Source organism: Streptomyces sp. PSU-S4-23 (assembly GCF_055632315.1).
This window is the reverse complement of record NZ_JBVMUU010000002.1, coordinates 3,585,811-3,606,265: the sequence shown is the minus strand read 5'-3', so window position 1 is coordinate 3,606,265 and position 20,455 is coordinate 3,585,811. Positions and strand designations below refer to the sequence as shown.

At 71.2% G+C, this 20,455-nt stretch carries 21 protein-coding genes and 1 tRNA gene; 8 read left to right on the top strand and 14 right to left on the bottom strand.

Features of this window, described 5'->3' with window-relative positions:
• Positions 1-26 precede the first annotated feature (26 nt).
• Genes galT through galK form a run of 3 tightly spaced genes read left to right on the top strand, consistent with a single transcriptional unit; the run spans position 27 to position 3,220 of the window.
• Positions 27-1,112 (top strand): galactose-1-phosphate uridylyltransferase, encoded by a 1,086-nt coding sequence (gene galT / locus ACZ79I_RS16520; RefSeq protein ID WP_471498174.1) that lies wholly within the window; start codon positions 27-29, stop codon positions 1,110-1,112.
• Positions 1,109-2,077, top strand: coding sequence for a UDP-glucose 4-epimerase GalE (gene galE, locus ACZ79I_RS16515; RefSeq protein WP_471498173.1), 969 nt, complete (start codon positions 1,109-1,111; stop codon positions 2,075-2,077). The genes galT and galE overlap by 4 nt, the downstream gene beginning before the upstream one ends.
• Entirely contained in the window at positions 2,078-3,220 is a 1,143-nt protein-coding gene (galK, locus tag ACZ79I_RS16510) for a galactokinase (protein ID WP_471498171.1), read from the top strand.
• Between the two features lie 96 nt (positions 3,221-3,316).
• Here the strand turns inward: galK and ACZ79I_RS16505 are convergent, their stop codons facing one another.
• Positions 3,317-3,826 (bottom strand): GNAT family N-acetyltransferase, encoded by a 510-nt coding sequence (locus ACZ79I_RS16505; protein ID WP_471498170.1) that lies wholly within the window; start codon positions 3,824-3,826, stop codon positions 3,317-3,319.
• A gap of 252 nt (positions 3,827-4,078) precedes the next feature.
• Between ACZ79I_RS16505 and ACZ79I_RS16500 the strand changes: the two genes are divergently transcribed.
• A complete protein-coding gene (locus tag ACZ79I_RS16500; protein ID WP_471498168.1) occupies positions 4,079-4,846 on the top strand; it encodes a LuxR C-terminal-related transcriptional regulator in 768 nt (255 codons plus the stop codon).
• Here ACZ79I_RS16500 and ACZ79I_RS16495 read toward each other — a convergent pair.
• Positions 4,805-5,302: a MarR family winged helix-turn-helix transcriptional regulator gene (locus tag ACZ79I_RS16495; protein WP_471498167.1), complete on the bottom strand. Its 498-nt coding sequence runs from the start codon at positions 5,300-5,302 to the stop codon at positions 4,805-4,807. The two genes, ACZ79I_RS16500 and ACZ79I_RS16495, sit on opposite strands and share 42 nt — an antisense overlap.
• A 145-nt stretch (positions 5,303-5,447) precedes the next feature.
• Here ACZ79I_RS16495 and ACZ79I_RS16490 point away from each other — a divergent pair, with 145 nt between their 5' ends.
• Both ACZ79I_RS16490 and ACZ79I_RS16485 read left to right on the top strand, forming a co-directional pair.
• Positions 5,448-6,257, top strand: a complete 810-nt coding sequence (locus ACZ79I_RS16490; RefSeq protein ID WP_471498166.1) for a trans-aconitate 2-methyltransferase — start codon at positions 5,448-5,450, stop codon at positions 6,255-6,257.
• Between the two features lie 3 nt (positions 6,258-6,260).
• On the top strand, positions 6,261-6,647 hold the full coding sequence (locus tag ACZ79I_RS16485; RefSeq protein WP_471498165.1) for a VOC family protein: 387 nt from the start codon (positions 6,261-6,263) through the stop codon (positions 6,645-6,647).
• Here ACZ79I_RS16485 and ACZ79I_RS16480 read toward each other — a convergent pair.
• From ACZ79I_RS16480 to ACZ79I_RS16470, 3 genes are all read right to left on the bottom strand, one after another.
• Positions 6,619-7,221, bottom strand: coding sequence for a Uma2 family endonuclease (locus ACZ79I_RS16480; protein WP_471505000.1), 603 nt, complete (start codon positions 7,219-7,221; stop codon positions 6,619-6,621). The two genes, ACZ79I_RS16485 and ACZ79I_RS16480, sit on opposite strands and share 29 nt — an antisense overlap.
• Before the next feature lie 95 nt (positions 7,222-7,316).
• Positions 7,317-7,994, bottom strand: coding sequence for a TetR family transcriptional regulator (locus tag ACZ79I_RS16475; protein ID WP_381089759.1), 678 nt, complete (start codon positions 7,992-7,994; stop codon positions 7,317-7,319).
• Positions 7,991-8,998 (bottom strand): acyl-CoA desaturase, encoded by a 1,008-nt coding sequence (locus tag ACZ79I_RS16470; protein WP_471498163.1) that lies wholly within the window; start codon positions 8,996-8,998, stop codon positions 7,991-7,993. The genes ACZ79I_RS16475 and ACZ79I_RS16470 overlap by 4 nt, the downstream gene beginning before the upstream one ends.
• Before the next feature lie 314 nt (positions 8,999-9,312).
• Here ACZ79I_RS16470 and ppc point away from each other — a divergent pair, with 314 nt between their 5' ends.
• Positions 9,313-12,045, top strand: a complete 2,733-nt coding sequence (ppc, locus tag ACZ79I_RS16465; RefSeq protein WP_471498162.1) for a phosphoenolpyruvate carboxylase — start codon at positions 9,313-9,315, stop codon at positions 12,043-12,045.
• A gap of 65 nt (positions 12,046-12,110) precedes the next feature.
• Here ppc and ACZ79I_RS16460 read toward each other — a convergent pair whose 3' ends face one another.
• The 7 genes from ACZ79I_RS16460 to ACZ79I_RS16430 form a co-directional block, all read right to left on the bottom strand.
• Complete coding sequence (locus tag ACZ79I_RS16460) at positions 12,111-12,794, bottom strand: LPXTG cell wall anchor domain-containing protein (protein ID WP_471498161.1); 684 nt, start codon at positions 12,792-12,794, stop codon at positions 12,111-12,113.
• A gap of 121 nt (positions 12,795-12,915) precedes the next feature.
• The gene (locus tag ACZ79I_RS16455) at positions 12,916-13,404 is read right to left on the bottom strand and encodes a hypothetical protein (protein WP_471498159.1); all 489 of its coding nucleotides are present in this window, start codon (positions 13,402-13,404) and stop codon (positions 12,916-12,918) included.
• Between the two features lie 54 nt (positions 13,405-13,458).
• Positions 13,459-14,061, bottom strand: coding sequence for an aminoacyl-tRNA hydrolase (pth, locus tag ACZ79I_RS16450; protein WP_471498158.1), 603 nt, complete (start codon positions 14,059-14,061; stop codon positions 13,459-13,461).
• A gap of 69 nt (positions 14,062-14,130) precedes the next feature.
• Positions 14,131-14,724: a 50S ribosomal protein L25/general stress protein Ctc gene (locus ACZ79I_RS16445; protein WP_471498156.1), complete on the bottom strand. Its 594-nt coding sequence runs from the start codon at positions 14,722-14,724 to the stop codon at positions 14,131-14,133.
• Positions 14,725-14,917: 193 nt separating this feature from the next.
• Positions 14,918-15,892, bottom strand: a complete 975-nt coding sequence (locus ACZ79I_RS16440) for a ribose-phosphate diphosphokinase (RefSeq protein WP_471498155.1) — start codon at positions 15,890-15,892, stop codon at positions 14,918-14,920.
• Between the two features lie 112 nt (positions 15,893-16,004).
• Entirely contained in the window at positions 16,005-17,450 is a 1,446-nt protein-coding gene (glmU, locus tag ACZ79I_RS16435; RefSeq protein ID WP_471498154.1) for a bifunctional UDP-N-acetylglucosamine diphosphorylase/glucosamine-1-phosphate N-acetyltransferase GlmU, read from the bottom strand.
• 110 nt (positions 17,451-17,560) lie between these two features.
• Positions 17,561-17,631, bottom strand: a tRNA-Gln gene (locus ACZ79I_RS16430).
• Positions 17,632-17,828: 197 nt separating this feature from the next.
• Between ACZ79I_RS16430 and ACZ79I_RS16425 the strand changes: the two genes are divergently transcribed.
• The gene (locus ACZ79I_RS16425; protein WP_471498152.1) at positions 17,829-19,151 is read left to right on the top strand and encodes a sensor histidine kinase; all 1,323 of its coding nucleotides are present in this window, start codon (positions 17,829-17,831) and stop codon (positions 19,149-19,151) included.
• A gap of 27 nt (positions 19,152-19,178) precedes the next feature.
• Here the strand turns inward: ACZ79I_RS16425 and ACZ79I_RS16420 are convergent, their stop codons facing one another.
• Positions 19,179-19,703 (bottom strand): SUKH-3 domain-containing protein, encoded by a 525-nt coding sequence (locus ACZ79I_RS16420; RefSeq protein WP_471498151.1) that lies wholly within the window; start codon positions 19,701-19,703, stop codon positions 19,179-19,181.
• 74 nt (positions 19,704-19,777) lie between these two features.
• Entirely contained in the window at positions 19,778-20,278 is a 501-nt protein-coding gene (locus tag ACZ79I_RS16415; protein WP_471498150.1) for a YwqJ-related putative deaminase, read from the bottom strand.
• Positions 20,279-20,455 lie beyond the last annotated feature (177 nt).

Sequence of the window (20,455 nt, the reverse complement as noted above, 5' to 3'; positions counted from 1 at the left end):
GAGTGGCTCAAGATGGAGAGTCCGACGTGAAGAAGACCTCGACCCGGCTGGCCGACGGTCGTGAGCTCATCTACTACGACCTGCGCGACGACGCCGTGCGGGAGACGGTCGACCGCAGGCCGCTGGAGCGGACCGTCACGACCTCCGGCATCCGCCGCGACGTGCTGCTCGGCGACCGGGTCGCGATCGCCTCGCACCGCCAGGGCCGCACGTACCACCCGCCGGCCGACGAGTGTCCCCTGTGCCCCTCCCGGGACGGGCGGCTGAGCGAGATCCCGGACTCCACCTACGACGTCGTGGTCTTCGAGAACCGATTCCCCTCGCTCGCCGGCCCCTTCGGCCGCTGCGAGGTCGTCTGCTTCACCTCCGACCACGACGCCTCCTTCGCCGACCTGACCGAGGAGCAGGTGGGGCTGGTCCTGGACGCCTGGACGGACCGCACCGCGGAACTCTCCCACCTGCCCGCCGTGGAGCAGGTGTTCTGCTTCGAGAACCGCGGCGCGGAGATCGGCGTGACCCTGGGCCACCCGCACGGGCAGATCTACGCGTACCCCTTCACCACCCCGCGTACCGCCCTGATGCTGCGCTCCCTCGCCGCGCACCGGGAGGCGACCGGCGGGGAGAACCTGTTCGACGCGGTCGTGGCCCGCGAACTCGCGGGCGAACGCGTGGTCCTGGAAGGGGAGCACTGGGTGGCCTTCGTGCCGTACGCCGCGCACTGGCCCTACGAGGTCCACCTCTATCCCCGGCGGCGCGTCCCCGACCTGCTCGCGCTCGACGAGGCGGCACGCACAGAGTTCCCCCAGGTCTATCTGGAACTGTTGAGGCGCTTCGACCGGATCTTCGACGGAGGCACGGGCGGGGAGCACGCCACGGGCGAGCCGCCCACGCCGTACATCGCCGCCTGGCACCAGGCGCCGTTCGGCGCCCTGGAGGAGTTCGAGGGGGTCAGCCGCGACGACTTCGCGTGCCACCTCGAGCTTTTCACCATCCGCCGCACTTCCGGCAAGCTGAAGTTCCTCGCGGGTTCCGAGTCCGGCATGAACGTGTTCATCAACGACGTGCCGCCGGAAGCCGCGGCTGAGCGACTGCGAGAGGTAGCGAGTTCATGAGTGGGAAGTACCTGGTCACCGGCGGTGCGGGCTATGTGGGCAGCGTGGTCGCGCAGCACCTGCTGGACGCGGGGCACGAGGTCGCCGTCCTCGACAACCTCACGACCGGCTTCCGCGAGGGCGTCCCGGCCGGCGCTTCCTTCATCGAGGGCGACATCCGCGACGCCGCCAAATGGCTGGACCCCTCCTACGACGCCGTCCTGCACTTCGCCGCGTTCTCGCAGGTCGGCGAGTCGGTGGCACAGCCCGAGAAGTACTGGGACAACAACGTCGGCGGCACCATGGCACTGCTCGCCGCCATGCGCGAGACGGGCGTGCGCAGGCTCGTCTTCTCCTCCACCGCGGCGACCTACGGCGAGCCGGTCAGCACCCCGATCACGGAGTCCGACCCGACCGCGCCGACCTCCCCGTACGGCGCCACCAAGCTCGCCGTCGACCACATGATCAGCGGCGAGGCGGCCGCACACGGCCTGGGCGCCGTGTCCCTGCGCTACTTCAACGTGGCGGGCGCGTACGGCGGCTGCGGCGAGCGGCACGACCCGGAGTCCCACCTCATCCCGATCGTCCTCCAGGTCGCGCTGGGCAGGCGCGAGGCCGTCTCGATCTTCGGCGACGACTACCCGACGCCGGACGGCACCTGCATCCGCGACTACATCCATGTCGCGGACCTCGCCGAGGCCCACCTGCTGGCGCTGGACGCCGCCGCGCCCGGGGAGCACCTGATCTGCAACCTCGGCAACGGCAACGGCTTCTCCGTGCGGGAGGTCATCGAGACGGCGCGCCGCGTCACCGGGCACCCCGTCCCGGCGGTCGTGGCCCCGCGCCGCGCCGGCGACCCGGCGGTCCTGGTCGCCTCCGCGGCCACCGCCCGCGAGCGGCTGGGCTGGAACCCGTCCCGCGCGGACCTCGCGGGAATCGTCGCGGACGCGTGGGAGTTCGCACGGAACAGCGCGAGGGAGCGGTAGATGGGCGTACGCGAGGGCTTCGAAATCCTGTACGGGACGGCTCCCGAGGGCGTCTGGGCGGCGCCGGGCCGGGTCAATCTGATCGGCGAGTACACGGACTTCAACGAGGGGTTCGTGATGCCGCTGGCCCTTCCGCACACCGCGGTCGCGGCTCTCTCGCGCCGTGACGACGGCGTGCTGCGGCTGCACTCGGCGGACGTCGCGGGCCCCGTCGTCGAACTGCGGGTCGACGCGCTCGAGCCGCTGACGGACACCGGCTGGGCGTCGTATCCGGCCGGTGTCGTGTGGGCGCTGCGCGCGGCGGGCCACGCGATCACCGGCGCGGACGTCCACCTGTCCTCGACGGTGCCCACGGGCGCGGGCCTGTCGTCATCGGCGGCGCTGGAGGTCGTGACCGCCCTGGCCCTGAACGACCTGTACGGACTCGGCCTGACGCGGCCGGAGCTGGCACGGCTCGCCCAGCGCGCGGAGAACGACTTCGTGGGCGTGCCGTGCGGCGTCATGGACCAGATGGCGTCGGCGTGCGGCGCCGAGGGCCACGCCCTGCACCTCGACTGCCGCGACCTGTCGATCCGGCAGATCCCCTTCGACCCGGCCTCCCGGGGCCTCGCGCTGCTGGTGGTCGACACCCGGGTGAGGCACGCGCTCGGTGACGGGGCGTACGCCGAGCGGCGCGCGGGGTGCGAGGAGGGCGCACGGCGGCTCGGCGTCCCGCACCTGCGGGACATCGCCTACGAGGACCTCCCGGCCGCGCTCGCGCGCCTGTCCGACGAGCGGGTGCGCCGCTATGTGCGGCACGTCGTCTCCGACGACCACCGCGTCGACCGGGTCGTCGCCCTGCTGGACGCGGGCGACGTCCGGGCGATCGGGCCCGTGCTGACGGAGGGCCACCTCTCCCTGCGGGACGACCTGCGCATCTCGTGCCCGGAGCTGGACCTGGTGGTGGACACCGCGAACGCCACGGGCGCGCTGGGCGCCCGGATGACGGGCGGCGGCTTCGGCGGCTCGGCGATCGTCCTCCTGGAGGCGCCGGAGGCGGACACCGTCACCAAGGCGATCGAGGAGGCGTTCGGCGCCGCCGGGTTCACGGCACCCCGGGTGTTCCCGGCGGTGCCGTCGGCCGGGGCCCGGCGGCTGGGCTGAGCCCGGCCTCCCGGGGATCGCGCCCGGCCTCCCAGGGATCGCGCCCGGCCTCCCGGGGATCGCGCCCGGCGCCCTCCGGCCCGAACGGCCTCGTCCTCAACCGCCGAACGCGCCGAACGTGCCGAACGTGCCGGCCATGCCGGTCGCCGCCGGCCCCAGCGTCTTGGTCAGCGTGTACTCCGTGATCCCCGGCGGATAGTCGGGGATCACGCACACCACCTCGTAGCCCTGCTTCTTGTAGAACTCCGGGGCCTGGAAGTCCCAGGTCTCCAGGCGTGCGGCCGTGCAGCCGCGCCCCTCGCGCGCCAGGCGCTCCGCCTCGGCGAGCAGGCGGGTGCCGAGGCCCGCCCCCCGGTGGCGGTCGTCCACCCACAGGTACGCGACGTGCAGCCATGTCGTCCACGTGTGGCCGACCAGCCCGCCCGTCAGGTCCCCCGCCGTATCCAGCGCCCAGACGTGGAGCGGGACCTCGCGTTCGCCGGGCGTTCCGCGCAGCGCGGCCAGCACCGGTGACGCCGCCGTGTTCGTCTCACGCAGCCGAGCGCGGAGCAGATCACGCCGATCCTTGTCGACTTCCGTCTCGATACGAAACATGCGGCTCACCATAAACGCGCCCGCCAACCAGTTCTGCAAATTCCCTTCCGCTCCCGGCCGGCGGCCCTACCCTGTGAACAGCGCCGGTGGGGGCCGGCGCTGATCAGGGGGCGAGACAAGGCGGGTACGACGCCCGGGGTGGGGGTAGCAGTTCCAGCACGGCGGCGGCCGTGCGGTTGCGCGTCGCCCCGTCCCAGGCGATGAACCGGGGAGCACTCGGGCGCCGTACCCGCGCCGGTCGTCCCCCGAGCAGTGGGGGTTTGTGTGGTTCGCATCCGAGTTCTGGTCGTCGACGACCATCGCATCTTCGCCGAGTCGCTCGCCGCCGCCCTGGCCGCCGAGCCGGACGTCGAGGTGTCCGCGGCGGGCAGCGGTCCGGCCGCGCTGCGCTGCCTGGAGCGGGCGGTGGCGGAGGGCCGCAGATTCGACGTGATGCTCGTCGACGCGGACCTCGGCGGCAACGTCCCGGGCTCGCGCCCCGCGGTCCCCGTGCAGGAGGGCAACGAGGACGGTCTCGTCGACGGCATCTCCCTCGTCACCGGTGTCCGCTCCGCGCAGCCGGGCGTGCGCACCGTCGTGCTCGCCGAGAAGGACGACCCGCGCCGCGCCGCCCTCGCCCTGCAGGCGGGTGCCTCCGGCTGGGTCGCCAAGGACTGCTCGCTGTCCCGGCTGCTCACGGTCATCCGGGGGGTGCTGCGGGACGAGACCCACCTTCCGCCCGCCCTGCTCACCGGGGTCCTGCGCGAACTGACGGCCGCCCGCAAGCACCGTACCGAGAGCGAGCGCCTGGTGGAGTCCCTGACGCCACGGGAGCGGGAGGTGCTGCAGTGCATGGTCGCCGGGCTGGGCAGGAAGGCCGTCGCCGAGCGGCTGTTCCTGTCCCCGCACACGGTGCGCACCCATATGCAGAACGTCCTGGGGAAGCTGGGCGTCCACTCCACCCTTGCCGCCGTCGCCCTCGCCCGCCGGGCCGGCGTGGGACCGGTCGAGCTAGCCGGGGATGTTGTCGAACGGGGCGGTCAGCTGGCGTAGCAGGGCGGCCAGCTCACTGCGCTGGGCCTGGCTCAGCTCCGAGAGGATCGCCCGCTCCTGCTCCAGCAGCCCGGCGAGCGCCTGGTCCGCCCGGTCCCGGCCCTCCGCCGTGAGGCGGACCAGCACACCCCGGCGGTCGCTGGGATCGGGCAGCCGCTCCACCAGGTCCTTCTTCGCCAGCCGGTCGATGCGGTTGGTCATGGTGCCGGAGGTGACCAGCGTCTGGGTCAGCAACTGTCCGGGGGAGAGCTGATAGGGGCTGCCGGCCCGCCGGAGCGCGGTGAGCACGTCGAACTCCCAGGGCTCCAGGCTGTGCTCGGAGAACGCCAGCCGGCGCGCACGATCCAGGTGCCGGGCCAGTCTGCTGACCCGGCTGAGTACCTCGAGCGGTTCCACGTCGAGGTCCGGGCGCTCCCGGCGCCACGATGCGACCAGCCGATCGACCTCGTCCTCCATGGCGATCAGTGTAGTGGTTGTGTCGACATGAAGTCTCTTGATATGCAGCCTCTTGATATCGAGCCTCTTGACGTCGAGATATCAAGGTGTGAGGCTGGACCACACCTCAGCCGTACCACCCGGTGACTTCGAGGAGGCCCCACCCATGCCTGCCACAGCCCCCACCTGGGACCCCGGCCAGTATCTGCGCCACGCCGGCCACCGTGCCCGCCCCTTCGCCGACCTGCTCGCCCGCGTCCCCGAACTCCCGGCCGGCCCGCCCCGCATCGCCGACCTGGGCTGCGGACCCGGCAACGTCACCGTCCTGCTCGCCGACCGCTGGCCCACCGCCCGCATCACCGGCTACGACAACTCGCCCGAGATGCTCGACAAGGCCCACACCGAGCACGAGGGCGCCACCCCGGGCGGGGGCCGTCTCGACTTCCGCCACGGCGACGCCCGCACCTGGACACCCGCCGAGCCGTACGACCTGATCATCAGCAACGCCACCCTGCAATGGGTGCCCGGGCACGCCGACCGCTTCCCCGACTGGATCGCGGGCCTCGCCCCCGGCGGCACCTTCGCCTTCCAGGTCCCCGGCAACTTCGACGCCCCCAGTCACCGGCTGATGCGCGAACTCGCCCACTCGGCCCGCTGGAAGGACCGCCTCGCCGGCACCCTGCGCCACGACGACGCCGTGCTCGCGCCCGAGGTCTACCTCGGGCGCCTCACCGCCCTCGGCTGCGCGGCCGACGTCTGGGAGACCACGTACCTCCATCTGCTGGAGGGCGAGGACCCGGTCCTGGACTGGGTGAAGGGCACGGGACTGCGCCCGGTCCTCACCGAACTGGGCGACGACGCCGAGGAGTTCCTCGCCGACTACCGCACGGCGCTGCGCGCGGCCTACCCCCGCACCGCCCACGGCACCGTCTTCCCCTTCCGCCGCATCTTCGCCGTCGCCCGCAAGGAGGACTGACCGGTGCTCGCCGCCCTCGACCACGTCCAGCTCGCCGCCCCGCCCGGCTCGGAGGACCTGCTGCGCGCCTACTACGCCGACGCCCTCGGCATGACGGAGACCCCCAAGCCGCCGGTGCTCGCCGCACGCGGCGGCTGCTGGTTCCAGGCGGGCACGGTGCGGCTCCACCTGGGGATCGAGAGAGACTTCCGGCCCGCGAGGAAGGCACACCCGGGGCTCAGGGTCACGGACATCGAGGCGTACGCCGCGCGACTGGCCGCGCACGGCGCGACGGTCACCTGGGACGACGACCTGCCGGGGCACAGGCGCTTCTACTCCGAGGACCCGGCGGGGAACCGGCTGGAGTTCCTGGAGCCGGTCACTACAGCGCCTCAAGTGCTTCCAAGGTGATATCGACGTCGATGTCGAATGGGGCGTCGAGGCCGAGTGTCTTGTGGTGGATGCCGGTGAGCATGTACGTCTTGTTCACTGGGTCGATCTCGTAGACCCGGACCACCGGGTGTTGGTTCCCCTCGGCCATCTCGACCAACCAGAAGTACGGGATACCTGCGGTTGCGTACTTCTGAGGCTTGGTCTGGCGGTCGCGTGCTTCGGAGTCCGGGGAGACGACCTCGACAGCGAGCACGACGTCCTCGGCTCGGAACCGGGTCTGCTCCAAGTCCCCGACGGCCTCTGCGCGGACGACGCTGACATCAGGCTCGGGGCCGTTGCGGCGGTCCAGGACGACGGTCATTTCGCGGCGGACCTTCAGTGGCTCGGGGACTGTACGGCGGAGGCCAGCCACCAGAAGGTCGATCATGGTGCTGTGGAAATTCCGCTGTGGACTCACGAAAACGAGACTCCCGTCGATCAGCTCGGTGTGCGGCGGGAGATCGGGTAGCGTGAACAGATCGTCAACGGTGTATCCGCCCTCGGGCGGGACCGGCCAGCGGCAGTCGGATTCCGCACGCGGCTCGGCAATCATGGTTCCTCCCATGGACGGGATTCTTAGCCAGCCGTCCCACGGTAGCCGCCGGAATACACGAGCGTCATCACAACGGGTGATCGAACAGTCGTGTCTCAGCTCTTCCGGTGGCCTATCAGCCGCGGCTTCTGCTCCAGCCCGTCAAGACCGTGCCACGCCAGATTCACCAGGTGCGCCGCGACCTCGGCCTTCTTCGGGCGGCGTACGTCGAGCCACCACTGGCCCGTCAGGGCGACCATGCCCACGAGCGCCTGGGCGTACAGCGGGGCGAGCTTCGGGTCGAAGCCCCGGCTCTTGAACTCACGGCCCAGGATGTCCTCCACCTGGGTGGCGATGTCCGAGATCAGAGAGGCGAAGGAGCCCGTGGACTGCGGGATGGGGGAGTCACGGACCAGGATGCGGAAGCCGTCCGTGTACTCCTCGATGTAGTCCAGCAGGGCGAACGCGGCCTGTTCCAGCAGCTCACGCGGGTGCCCGGCGGTCAGCGAGCCGGTGACCATGTCCAGCAGACGCCGCATCTCGCGGTCCACCACGACCGCGTACAGGCCCTCCTTGCCGCCGAAGTGCTCGTAGACCACGGGCTTGGACACCCCGGCCTTCGCCGCGATCTCCTCCACCGACGTGCCCTCGAAGCCCTTCGCCGCGAACAGTGTGCGACCGATCTCCAGCAGCTGCTGGCGGCGCTCGGCACCGGTCATACGGGTGCGACGCGCGCGCCGCGGCTTGTCGTTGCTGGGAGTGCTGCTGGAGTCGGTCGCCACGGCGTCAATCATGCCGCCTCCACGGGCTCCTTCCGGCGCCGGGAGCCGTTCTCACCGGTGTTCCGGCGCGAATCGATACGCGAGCGTGACGGCCAGCGCACGTCGTACGCCCAGCCGAGCCGCTCGAACCAGCGGATGATCCGCGCCGACGAGTCCACCTGGCCGCGCTCCACGCCGTGCCGGGCCGAGGTCGGGTCCGCGTGGTGCAGGTTGTGCCACGACTCGCCGCACGACAGCACGGCCAGCCACCACACGTTGCCGGAACGGTCGCGCGACTTGAAGGGGCGCTTGCCCACCGCGTGGCAGATCGAGTTGATCGACCAGGTCACATGGTGCAGCAGCGCCACCCGGACGAGGGATCCCCAGAAGAACGCCGTGAACGCGCCCCACCAGGACATCGTCACCAGCCCGCCGATCAGCGGCGGCAGCACCAGGGACACCGTCGTCCACAGCACGAACTGGCGGGAGATCGTCCGGATCGCCCTGTCCTTGATCAGATCCGGCGCGTACTTCTCCTGCGGCGTCTGCTCCTCGTCGAACATCCAGCCGACATGAGCCCACCACAGTCCCTTGAGCAGAGCGGGCACGGTCTCGCCGTAACGCCACGGAGAGTGCGGGTCACCCTCCGCGTCCGAGAATCTGTGGTGCTTGCGGTGGTCGGCCACCCAGCGGACCAGGGGCCCTTCGACCGCCAGCGAACCGGCGATCGCCAGCGCGATCCGCAGCGGCCTCCTGGCCTTGAACGAGCCGTGCGTGAAGTAGCGGTGGAAGCCGATCGTGATGCCGTGGCAGCCCAGGAAGTAGAAGAAGACCATCAGGCCCAGGTCGAGCCAGCTCACGCCCCAGCCCCAGGCCAGCGGCACCGCCGCGACCAGCGCCAGGAACGGCACGGTGATGAAGAGCAGGAGCGTGATCTGCTCGATCGAACGCTTCTGCTCACCGCCCAGCGTAGCGGAGGGCAGTGGGTCGTCGTTCGCCTTCGGGGCGTCTTCGATCACATCGGAGCTTGTGGTCATGGGCGTCCCCTGTGGGGTCGAGGGTCGAGGGTGAGGCAGGTTGCCCGGAAACGGACCCAGGATCCTCCCGCGACCTGACGAGAGACCCTACGGTTCCGTAACCTACGGCGTCGTAAGTATGGCAGCGCGTCGCCCGGCGGCAAGAGCCCGTGGGCCAGCGCGTCCGTGTGGCCACCTATCCTTGGAGTCGGTCGGACAGCGCGGTCCGCTCTGATTTCTTCCCGGATGCCCGGTCCGTATGCGGCACCCGCCGCGCACGGCACCCGTCCGGGTTCCCTCCCGGACGAGCTTCAACACTGCAAGGAGCCGCACCTGTGAGCAGTGCCGACGACCAGACCACGACGACCAGCAGTGAGCTGCGCGCCGACATCCGCCGCCTCGGTGATCTGCTCGGCGAGACCCTCGTCCGGCAGGAGGGTCCCGAACTCCTGGAGCTGGTGGAGCGGGTCCGCAGGCTGACCCGTGAGGACGAGAGGGCCGCCGCGGAGCTGCTGCGCGGCACCGACCTCACGACCGCCGCTAAGCTGGTGCGCGCCTTCTCCACCTACTTCCACCTGGCGAACGTCACCGAGCAGGTGCACCGCGGCCGTGAGAAGCGCGCCCGGCGTGCCGCCGAGGGAGGCATCCTCGCCCGCACGGCCGACCGGCTCAAGGACGCCGACCCCGAGCATCTGCGCGAGACGGTCCGGCACCTCAATGTGCGCCCCGTGTTCACGGCGCACCCCACCGAGGCCGCACGCAGGTCCGTGCTCAACAAGCTCCGGCGCATCGCCGCGCTCCTGGAGGCCCCCGTCCTCGAATCCGACCGGCGCCGCCACGACATCCGCCTGGCCGAGAACATCGACCTCGTCTGGCAGACCGACGAGCTGCGCGTGGTGCGCCCCGAGCCCGCGGACGAGGCCCGCAACGCGATCTACTACCTGGACGAGCTGCACGCCGGCGCGGTCGGCGACGTCCTGGAGGACCTCACCGCGGAACTGGAGCGCGTCGGCGTCACGCTCCCCGACGACACCCGCCCCCTCACCTTCGGCACCTGGATCGGCGGCGACCGCGACGGCAACCCCAACGTGACCCCCCAGGTCACCTGGGACGTCCTGATCCTCCAGCACGAGCACGGCATCAACGACGCCCTGGAGATGATCGACGAGCTGCGCGGCCTGCTGTCCAACTCGATCCGCTACTCGGGCGCCACCGAGGACCTGCTGACCTCACTGCGCACCGACCTGGAGCTGCTGCCCGAGATCAGCCCCCGCTACAAGCGCCTCAACGCCGAGGAGCCCTACCGCCTCAAGGCCACCTGCATCCGCCAGAAGCTCCTCAACACCAAGCAGCGCCTGGCCAAGGGCATCCCGCACGAGCCGGGACGCGACTACCTGGGCACCTCCGAGCTGCTGCAGGACCTCAGACTCATCCAGACCTCGCTGCGCGCGCACCGCGGCGGCCTGTTCGCCGACGGCCGCCTCGCCCGCACCATCCGCACCCTCGCCGCCTTCGGCCTCCAGCTCGCCACCTTGGACGTGCGCGAGCACGCCGACGCGCACCACCACGCCCTCGGCCAGCTCTTCGACCGGCTCGGCGAGGAGTCCTGGCGCTACGAGGACATGCCCCGCGAGTACCGGCACAAGCTGCTCGCCAAGGAGCTGCGGTCCCGGCGGCCCCTGGCCCCCACCCCCGCCCCGCTGGACGCGGCCGGCACCAAGACCCTCGGCGTGTTCGAGACCGTCAAGCGGGCCCTGCAGGTGTTCGGACCCGAGGTCGTCGAGTCGTACATCATCTCGATGTGCCAGGGCGCCGACGACGTGTTCGCCGCCGCCGTCCTCGCCCGCGAGGCCGGCCTGGTCGACCTGCACGCCGGCTGGGCGAAGATCGGCATCGTCCCGCTCCTGGAGACCACCGACGAGCTCAAGGCCGCCGACACCCTCCTGGAGAACATGCTCGCCGACCCCTCCTACCGCCGACTGGTCGCCCTGCGCGGCGACGTCCAGGAGGTCATGCTCGGCTACAGCGACTCCTCCAAGTTCGGCGGCATCACCACCTCCCAGTGGGAGATCCACCGCGCGCAGCGCCGTCTGCGCGACGTCGCGCACCGCTACGGCGTCCGCCTGCGCCTCTTCCACGGCCGGGGCGGCACCGTCGGCCGCGGCGGCGGCCCCAGCCAGGACGCGATCCTCGCCCAGCCCTGGGGCACCCTCGAGGGCGAGATCAAGGTCACCGAGCAGGGCGAGGTCATCTCCGACAAGTACCTCATCCCCTCCCTGGCACGGGAGAACCTGGAGCTGACGGTCGCCGCCACCCTCCAGGCGTCCGCCCTGCACACCGCGCCCCGCCAGTCGGTCGAGGCGCTCGCCCGCTGGGACGCGGCCATGGACGTCGTCTCCGACGCCGCCCACGCCGCCTACCGCAGGCTGGTCGAGGACCCCGACCTGCCCGCCTACTTCTTCGCCTCCACGCCGGTCGACCAGCTCGCCGACCTCCACCTCGGCTCGCGCCCCTCACGCCGGCCCGACTCCGGTGCGGGCCTGGACGGTCTGCGCGCCATCCCCTGGGTGTTCGGCTGGACCCAGTCCCGGCAGATCGTGCCGGGCTGGTTCGGCGTCGGGTCCGGGCTCAAGGCGCTGCGCGAGGCGGGCCTCGACACCGTGCTCGCCGAGATGCACGAGCAGTGGCACTTCTTCCGCAACTTCATCTCCAACGTGGAGATGACCCTCGCCAAGACGGACCTGCGGATCGCCCGCCACTACGTCGACACCCTGGTGCCCGACGACCTCAGGCACGTGTTCGCCACCATCGAGGCCGAACACGAACTGACGGTCAGGGAGGTCCTGCGCGTCACCGGCGAGAAGGAACTGCTCGACGCCACCCCGGCCCTCAGGCGGACCCTCGCGATCCGCGACGCCTACCTCGACCCGATCTCCTACCTCCAGGTCGCCCTGCTCAAGCGCCAGCGCGACGCCGCCGCGGCGGGCACCGAGGCCGACCCGTTGCTGTCCCGCGCCCTGCTGCTGACCGTCAACGGCGTGGCGGCGGGCCTGCGCAACACCGGCTGACGGCCCCCACAAGCGCCAGTGCCCCCGGGCTCCACGAGCCCGGGGGCACTGCCGTTCCTCAGATGTCAGCCCCGAGAGGCGCTTCGACGGCGCAGCAGCAGATAACCGCCCGCTGCGACCATCGCGAGTGCCGCACCCGACAGCAGACCCACCGGGGCGCCGCTGCCCGTCTCGGCGAGGTCGCCGCCGCCCTGCGCGGACGGGGATGCGCCGGCCGACGGGCCCGCCCCGCCCTCACCGGCGGACGCACCCGGGGAGGCGGTCGTCCCGGCGGTGTCCGACGGTGAGGACGACGCCGGGGGCGAGGCGGAACCGGACGGCGTCGTACCGCCGCCCTGGGAGCCCTCGCAGTAGGTCCAGAACACCTTGTGCTTGGCGGCGCCCTTCTCACCGTCGAAGTTCCAGAACAGCTTGTAGTGCCCGTCGGGCAGCGTCATGTCCTCGGTACGGCCATGACCCTTCGCGTCCAGGGTGATGTCACCGGACTTCACCGTCTCGCCCTTGACGTCGGCGGCCGGGGCCCAGACGTCGATGTGCCAGTCGGCCTGCTGGACGCCGTCGAAACCGAAGGCGTCGAGGTAGAACGAGCAGACGTGGGGCTGGTTGCGGCGCAGTTCCTCGCCGGTTCGAGCGTCGTGGATCTTCACCGTGCCGTTGTCACCCTGCGGGGTGGCGTGGGCGACGGGGGCGAGCAGGAATGCCGCCGAGAGGCCGGCGGACACGGCGCCGGCGCGGATGAGGGTTCGCATGAACAGTCCATCTTCACGATATGAACAGAAGATGTGGAGGGGGCGGCTCATCCTCCAGCCTCGCGAGCCCACGGGTCAATCACGAACCCACAACGTCCCCCCGGCCCACGGATGTCAGGGATCACATCGTCGCGAACGCCGCCGTCAGCAGCGCCACCCCGGCACCCGCCAGCACCCACGCCGCGCGTGTCAGCCGCAGCCCGCCCGCCACCACGACCGAGGCCAGCAGCAACGCCCCGCCCAGCGGAACCCACGCGTACAGGATCCCGGCCGGACCCGAGCGCACCACGTCGTCCGTGCCCGGCTTCACGATCACGGTGTAGGTCTGCCCCTTCTTCACCGCGGCCGTCTTCTCGATCACCACGTTCCCGCGCGCCCTCGCCCCGGCCGACAAGGGAGTGAACGGGCCGCTGCACGTGTCCGCCCCGCACCGCGTCACCGCGATCGTGCCCTGCTCACGGCCCTTGGTCAGCATCACGTGCTGCGCCGTGCCCCAGGAACCCCACACCCCGGCGATCAGGATCAGCACGGCGACCGTGCCCATCGCCGCGAGCCGCCCGAGCCGCAGCGCCGCGACCGCGCCCTGAGAGGAGGAGACGGCAGAAGGCATGCCGGCGATCCTTGGCCATGGCCCGGCGCCCGGTCAACTCCGGTGGGGGACAAGTCAGGAGTTGTACGAGCTTTGCGCCCGCTCCAGGCCCTCGGTCACCAGGCACTCCACCGCGTCCGCCGCACGGTCCACGAAGTAGTCCAGTTCCTTGCGCTCCGCCGAGGAGAAGTCCTTCAGCACGAAATCCGCGACCGGCATGCGCCCCGGCGGACGCCCGATCCCGAACCGCACCCGGTGGTAGTCCGCCCCCAGCACCTTCGTGATCGACTTCAGTCCGTTGTGCCCGTTGTCCCCGCCGCCGAGCTTCAGCCGGAGCGTGCCGTAGTCGATGTCGAGCTCGTCGTGCACGGCCACGACCTGCGCCACCGGCACCTTGTAGAAGTCGCGCAGCGCGTTGACCGGACCGCCGGACAGGTTCATGTACGACATCGGCTTCGCCAGGATCACCCGGCGGCCGGCCGGACCCGGCGGACCGATACGGCCCTCCAGCACCTGCGCCTGCGCCTTGCCCGCCCGCTTGAACCTCCCCCCGATCCGCTCGGCCAGCAGATCCACCACCATGAAGCCGACGTTGTGCCGGTTCATGGCGTACTCGGGCCCGGGATTGCCGAGCCCCACGATCAGCCACGGGGCGCTTGAGGGCGTGGTCACGTCCATGTCTCCTTGATACGCGCCAGCCGCTGCCCCTGAGGGGAACAGCGGCTGACGGAACGACGACGGTGAGGATCAGGCCCCGGCGGCCTCTTCGCCCTCTTCCTCGCCCTCCACGGCCTCCTCGGCCTGCGCGGCCAGGACCTGCAGGACCACCGCGTCCTCGTCGACGGCCAGCGACACACCGGAGGGCAGCGTGATGTCCTTGGCGTGGATCGAGGCACCGGCCGCCAGACCCTCGACCGACACGGTCACGGCCTCGGGGATGTGCGTGGCCTCGGCCTCGACCGGCAGCGCGGCCAGGACGTGCTCCAGCAGGTTGCCACCCGGGGCCAGCTCGCCCTCGGTGTGCACCGGGATCTCGACGTTGACCTTCTCGCCGCGCTTCACCAGGAGCAGGTCGACGTGCTCCAGGAAGCCCTTCATGGGGTCACGCTGCACGGCCTTCGGGATGGCCAGCGCACGGGTCTCGCCGTCGATGTCGAGGGAGATCAGCACGTTCGGCGTGCGCAGCGCCAGCAGCAGGTCGTGGCCCGGCAGGGTCAGGTGCAGCGGGTCGGAACCGTGGCCGTACAGCACACCCGGGACCTTGCTGTCACGGCGGATACGGCGCGCGGCGCCCTTGCCGAACTCGGTGCGCGTCTCGGCGGCGAGCTTCACCTCGGACATGTTGTTCACTCCTCGTAGGACGGTGGACGGACGGGTCACCCGGCCACGAACGGCCTGCTACGAAGAGCGCGTCGATTACGGACCGCCGCACCGGAACCGGTACGGCCTCCCTCGCCGAGCAACTTCGGCAGTCTACTCGGACAGGGAGGCCGTACCAAAAACGATCTTCAGCGGGGCCGCCGGCCCGGCACGCTCACTGCTCGTCGAACAGGCTCGTCACCGAGCCGTCCTCGAACACCTCGCGCACCGCGCTCGCGATCGTCGGCGCGATCGACAGCACCGTGATCTTGTCCAGCTCCAGCTCACCCGGAGTGGGCAGCGTGTCGGTGAAGACGAACTCGCTCACCTGCGAGTTCTTCAGCCGGTCGGCCGCCGGACCCGAGAGCACACCGTGCGTGGCCGTCACGATCACGTCCTCCGCGCCGTGCGCGAACAACGCGTCGGCGGCCGCACAGATCGTGCCCCCCGTGTCGATCATGTCGTCGACCAGGACGCACACGCGGCCCTCGACCTCGCCCACGACCTCGTGGACCGTCACCTGGTTGGCGACGTCCTTGTCGCGGCGCTTGTGCACGATCGCCAGCGGCGCACCCAGCCGGTCGCACCAGCGGTCCGCCACCCGCACACGGCCCGCGTCCGGCGACACGACCGTCAGCTTGTTGCGGTCGACCTTCCGGCCCACGTAGTCCGCGAGCAGCGGCAGCGCGAACAGGTGGTCCACCGGGCCGTCGAAGAAGCCCTGGATCTGGTCCGTGTGCAGATCCACCGTGAGGATGCGGTCCGCGCCCGCCGTCTTCATCAGATCCGCGATCAGACGCGCCGAAATCGGTTCACGCCCACGGTGCTTCTTGTCCTGCCGCGCGTAACCGTAGAACGGCACGATCACGGTGATCGAACGCGCCGACGCGCGCTTCAGCGCGTCGATCATGATCAGCTGCTCCATGATCCACTTGTTGATCGGAGCCGTGTGGCTCTGGATCAGGAAGCAGTCGGCACCGCGCGCCGACTCCTCGTACCGCACATAGATCTCGCCGTTGGCGAAGTCGAATGCCTTGGTGGGCACGACCCCGACACCCAGCTCGTGGGCGACCTCCTCGGCAAGCTCGGGGTGGGCGCGGCCGGAGAAGAACATCAACTTCTTCTGGCCGGTCGTCTTGATCCCGGTCACAGCACTGTCTCCTCAGAGGTGTTCGCAGCCGGACACGGGCGGCCGTCTCGGCTGGTGGGGGTGCGGGTGTGCACTTATCACGGTACGCCGTGCCAGACGCACCTGTTTCCGGTCAGGCTTCGTCGTCCTGCTCCCGGGAAGCCGCCTCCGCCGCCTTCGCGGCCGCGCTCCCAGGACGCTTGCGGGTCACCCAACCCTCGATATTCCGCTGCTGACCACGGGCCACGGCCAGCGAACCGGTCGGCACATCCTTCGTGATCACCGAGCCCGCGGCGGTGTAGGCGCCGTCCCCGACCGTGACGGGAGCCACAAACATGTTGTCCGCACCGGTACGGCAGTGAGAGCCGACCGTGGTGTGGTGTTTGTCCTGTCCGTCGTAGTTCACGAAGACGCTCGCCGCGCCGATGTTGGTGTACTCGCCGATCGTCGCGTCACCCACGTACGACAGGTGCGGCACCTTCGTGCCCTGGCCGATGGAGGCGTTCTTCGTCTCCACGTACGTACCGACCTTCGACTTCGGGCCCAGCCGCGTACCGGGACGCAGATAGGCGTACGGGCCCACCGACGCCCCCGGTCCCACCACGGCGCCGTCGGCCACCGTGTTGTCCACCCGGGCGCCCGCGCCCACCTCGGTGTCCTTCAGCCGCGAGTTGGGGCCTACCTCGGCGCCCCCGGCGAGATGCGTGGCACCCAGCAGCTGGGTGCCCGGGTGCACCACCACGTCCTGATCGAACGTGACCGGGACATCCACCCAGGTGGTCGCCGGATCGACGACCGTGACACCCGCCAGCATCGCGGCCGTGAGCAGCCGGTCGTTCAGGATCCGGCGGGCCTGGGCGAGCTGCACCCGGTTGTTGATGCCGGCGATCTCCCGGTGGTCCGCCGCGACCGACGCCCCCACCCGGTGCCCCGCCTCGCGCAGGATCCCGAGCACATCGGTGAGGTACTCCTCGCCCTGGCTGTTGTCCGTCCGCACCCTCTTCAAGGCGTCGGCCAGCAACTGCCCGTCGAAGGCGAACACGCCCGAGTTGATCTCACGGATGGCGCGCTGCGCCTCGGTGGCGTCCTTGTGCTCCACGATGGCCGTCACGGCACCGGTGTCGTCCCGGACGATCCGGCCGTAGCCGGTGGCGTCCGGAACCTCGGCGGTGAGCACGGTGACGGCGTTGCCGTCCCCGCCGTGCGTGGCGGCCAGCCTGCGCAGGGTCTCACCGGTCAGCAGCGGTGTGTCCCCGCACACGACGACCACGGTCCCGTCGACGGACCCGCCCAACTCCTCCAGCGCCATCCGGACGGCGTGCCCGGTGCCGTTCTGCTCCGCCTGGACGGCGGTGCGGGCCCCGGGGTCGATGACGGCCAGATGGGCGCCGACCTGCTCCCGCGCGTGGCCCACGACGACGACCAGGTTCTCGGGCTCCAACTCGCGCGCGGAGGCGAGCACATGCCCGACGAGGGAACGGCCGCAGATCTCGTGCAGGACCTTGGGTGTGGCCGACCTCATACGGGTGCCCTCACCCGCTGCGAGAACGACGACGGCTGCCGGGCGATTGGCGCTCACGGGGATGCCCTTCGGCTTTTCGGGTTGGGGTGGACATCCGCAGGATACCGGGGCGTTTCCCCGAGGACATGAGAGCGGGCCCTGACGGTGCTGTCAGGACCCGCTGCGGGCTCCCGGAGAAGGATTCGAACCCTCATTCAACGGACCAAAACCGTTTGTCCTGCCCTTAGACGATCCGGGACGGTGTGTGCGCTCCGCCCGATTCGGTTGATCAGGTTCGTGCGCGGAGTCCACTATGCCGTACGGAGAGCCTTCGGTGCGACGGTACGGGCGTGCCCGCAGTGTGCGGTTCCGCTTCTGTTCGATTACGGAATGTGGTGTGACCCGACCGTCGGAACTCGGCGGAAATCGCCCGCGCTACGCCCGTAGTCTGGAGCCATGACCACGACGGGGGAAGTCCACACCGAGGCCGGGACCGGGCCTTTGTGGTGGGGGCGGTGGCGCGGCGCGCTGCTCGACGTCTCGCTCGCGGCGGTGTCCGCCGTGGAGTGCGCGCTGGAGGGGATCCAGTTCTCGCGGGACGCCGGGCTGCCGGTTCCCGTCGGGACGGTGTTCGGACTGTTCGCCGGTGTCACGCTGCTGCTGCGGCGCAGGTGGCCGATCGCCGTCGTCCTGGTGGGCATCGCCATCACGCCCGCCCAGATGGGCTTTCTGATGGGCGTGGTCGGGTTGTACACCCTCGCCGCATCGGAGCTGCCCCGGCGGATCATCGGCGCGCTGGCGGGCATGTCGTTCGTCGGGATGTTCATCGTGACGTACGTACGGGCCCATCAGGGGGTGGTCCGGGGCGATCTGGCGATCGCGGGCGGGTTCATCCCCTTCCTGTCCGTGACGACCGCGCTCGGTATGACCGCCCCTCCCGTGCTGCTCGGGCTGTACATCGGCGCCCGGCGGCGGCTGATGGAGAGCCTGCGGGAGCGGGCCGACTCGCTGGAGCGGGAGCTGATGCTGCTCGCCGAGCGGGCGGAGGAGCGGGCCGAGTGGGCGCGGAACGAGGAGCGGACGCGGATCGCGCGGGAGATGCACGACGTCGTGGCGCATCGGGTGAGTCTGATGGTCGTGCATGCCGCGGCTCTGCAGGCCGTGGCGCGGAAGGACCCGGAGAAGGCCGTGAAGAACGCCGCCCTGGTGGGGGACATGGGGCGGCAGGCGCTGACCGAGCTGCGTCAGATGCTCGGCGTGCTGCGGAGCGGGGAGGGGCTCGCGGAGCAGCGGCCCGCCCGGGCCGACGTGCCCCTGGCCGCCGTCGGGGCGGCCGCGGCGGCGGCCGCGTCCCGGGCCGCGGAGGATCCCGCCGACGGTCCGTGTCTGGCCGAGCTGGAGGAGCTGGTCGGGCAGTCGGCGGCGGCCGGGATGGTCGTGCGCCTGTCCGTGGAGGGCGAGGCGCGCTCGTATGCGCCGGAGGTGGAGCAGACGGCGTACCGCGTGGTGCAGGAGGCGCTGACCAATGTGCACAAGCACGCGGCGGGGGCGAAGACGCATGTGCGGCTGGCGCACCGCAGCGCGGAGATCGCGATGCAGGTCGAGAACGAGCCGCCGCCCGAGCCGGGTTCGGCGCGGGCGGCGCGGCTGCCCAGCGGGGGCAACGGCCTGGTGGGGATGAAGGAGCGGGTCAGCGCGCTGGGCGGGGTGTTCGTGTCGGGCCCGACGGACGCGGGCGGGTTCCGGGTGTCGGCGGTGATTCCGGCCGGGGCCGCGTGACTTCGGGGGCGCGGCCCGCTCCGGTGGTCAGCCCGCGGTCAGCCGTACCGGTTCGATCCCGGTGATCAGGGTGGTCAGGCCGTGGTCGATGTCCGGGCCCAGGTACCAGTCGCCGGTGTGGTCGAGGACGTAGACGCGGCCTTCGGCGTCGATGGCGAGCAGGGCGCGGCTGTCGGATTCCTCGCCGAGGGGGCAGATGTCGGTGCCGAGGGCGCGGCCGAGGTCGCCGAGGGTGCGGGCCATGTGGAGGCCGTGCAGGGGGTCGAGGTGGAGCGCGGCGGGGGCGATTTGCCGGCCGGGACCCTGCGCGGTGACGCGCAGGCCGCCGAACTCGGCCCATGCCTCGACGGCCGCGGGGAACACCGTGTGCCGGTGGCCCGCGGGGGAGGTGTGGCCGCGCAGCGTGTCGGCCCAGACTTCCGCCTGCTTTATGTCCCAGCGGCCCGGTTGCCAGCCCGCGGTGCGCAGTGCGGCGTCCACGGGCACGGAGAAGCGGGTGCTGGAGGAGCGGGTGCTGGAGAGGCGGGTGCTGGAGGAGCGGTCGGCGTGCATCTGCCCTTCGTTCGTCGAGTGCCGGGACCGGCGCGCGGGCGCCGTGGTGCGGTGGTGCGGGGGTGGGGGAGGGGTCAGCGCTGCGCCGTGGGGTCGACGATGCGTACGCCGAAGTGGTTGCTGAGTGCGGTGCAGGCGCGGCAGGGCGCGGCGAAGCTGCCGTGCAGCGGGTCGCCGTCCTCGCGGATGCGGCGGGCGGTGAGCTTGGCCTGCTTGAGGGCCTTGCGGGCCTCGCCGTTGGTCATCGGCTTGCGGGCGGCGCGCTTGCTGCGGGCGGCGTCGGCGGCCGCGATATGGCGGGAGATGAGGATCACCTCGGCGCAGCGTCCCGTGTAGCGGTCGCGTTGGCCGCTGGTGAGGGTGTCGAGGAAGTCCTGCACGAGGGGGTGCAGGGCGGGCGGCTGGTCGCCGCGGGCGGCGGTGCCGGTCAGGGTGGCGCCGCGGACGGAGAGGGCGGCGGCGACGGTGGGGAGTATGCCGTCGCGGCGGTGGCGCAGGGGGGGGGCGGCGGTCGCCTCGGCGGTGCTCCAGCCGACGCGCGGGTCTCCGGACGTGTCTGTTTGTGTCGCGTTCATGATCGTCTTCCCCTCCCTTGCATCCCCCGGGTGGCACCCCAGAGTGCCAAATGCCGTGGCTGCTGGGGAAGCTGGGGCGTCGTGACACGCCAGGGCTTCGGCGGACGGTCACGGCAGGGTGACGGCTGGTCACGGAGGTGACGGCCGGATGAACGGCCATGGGACCGGAGGCCCGGT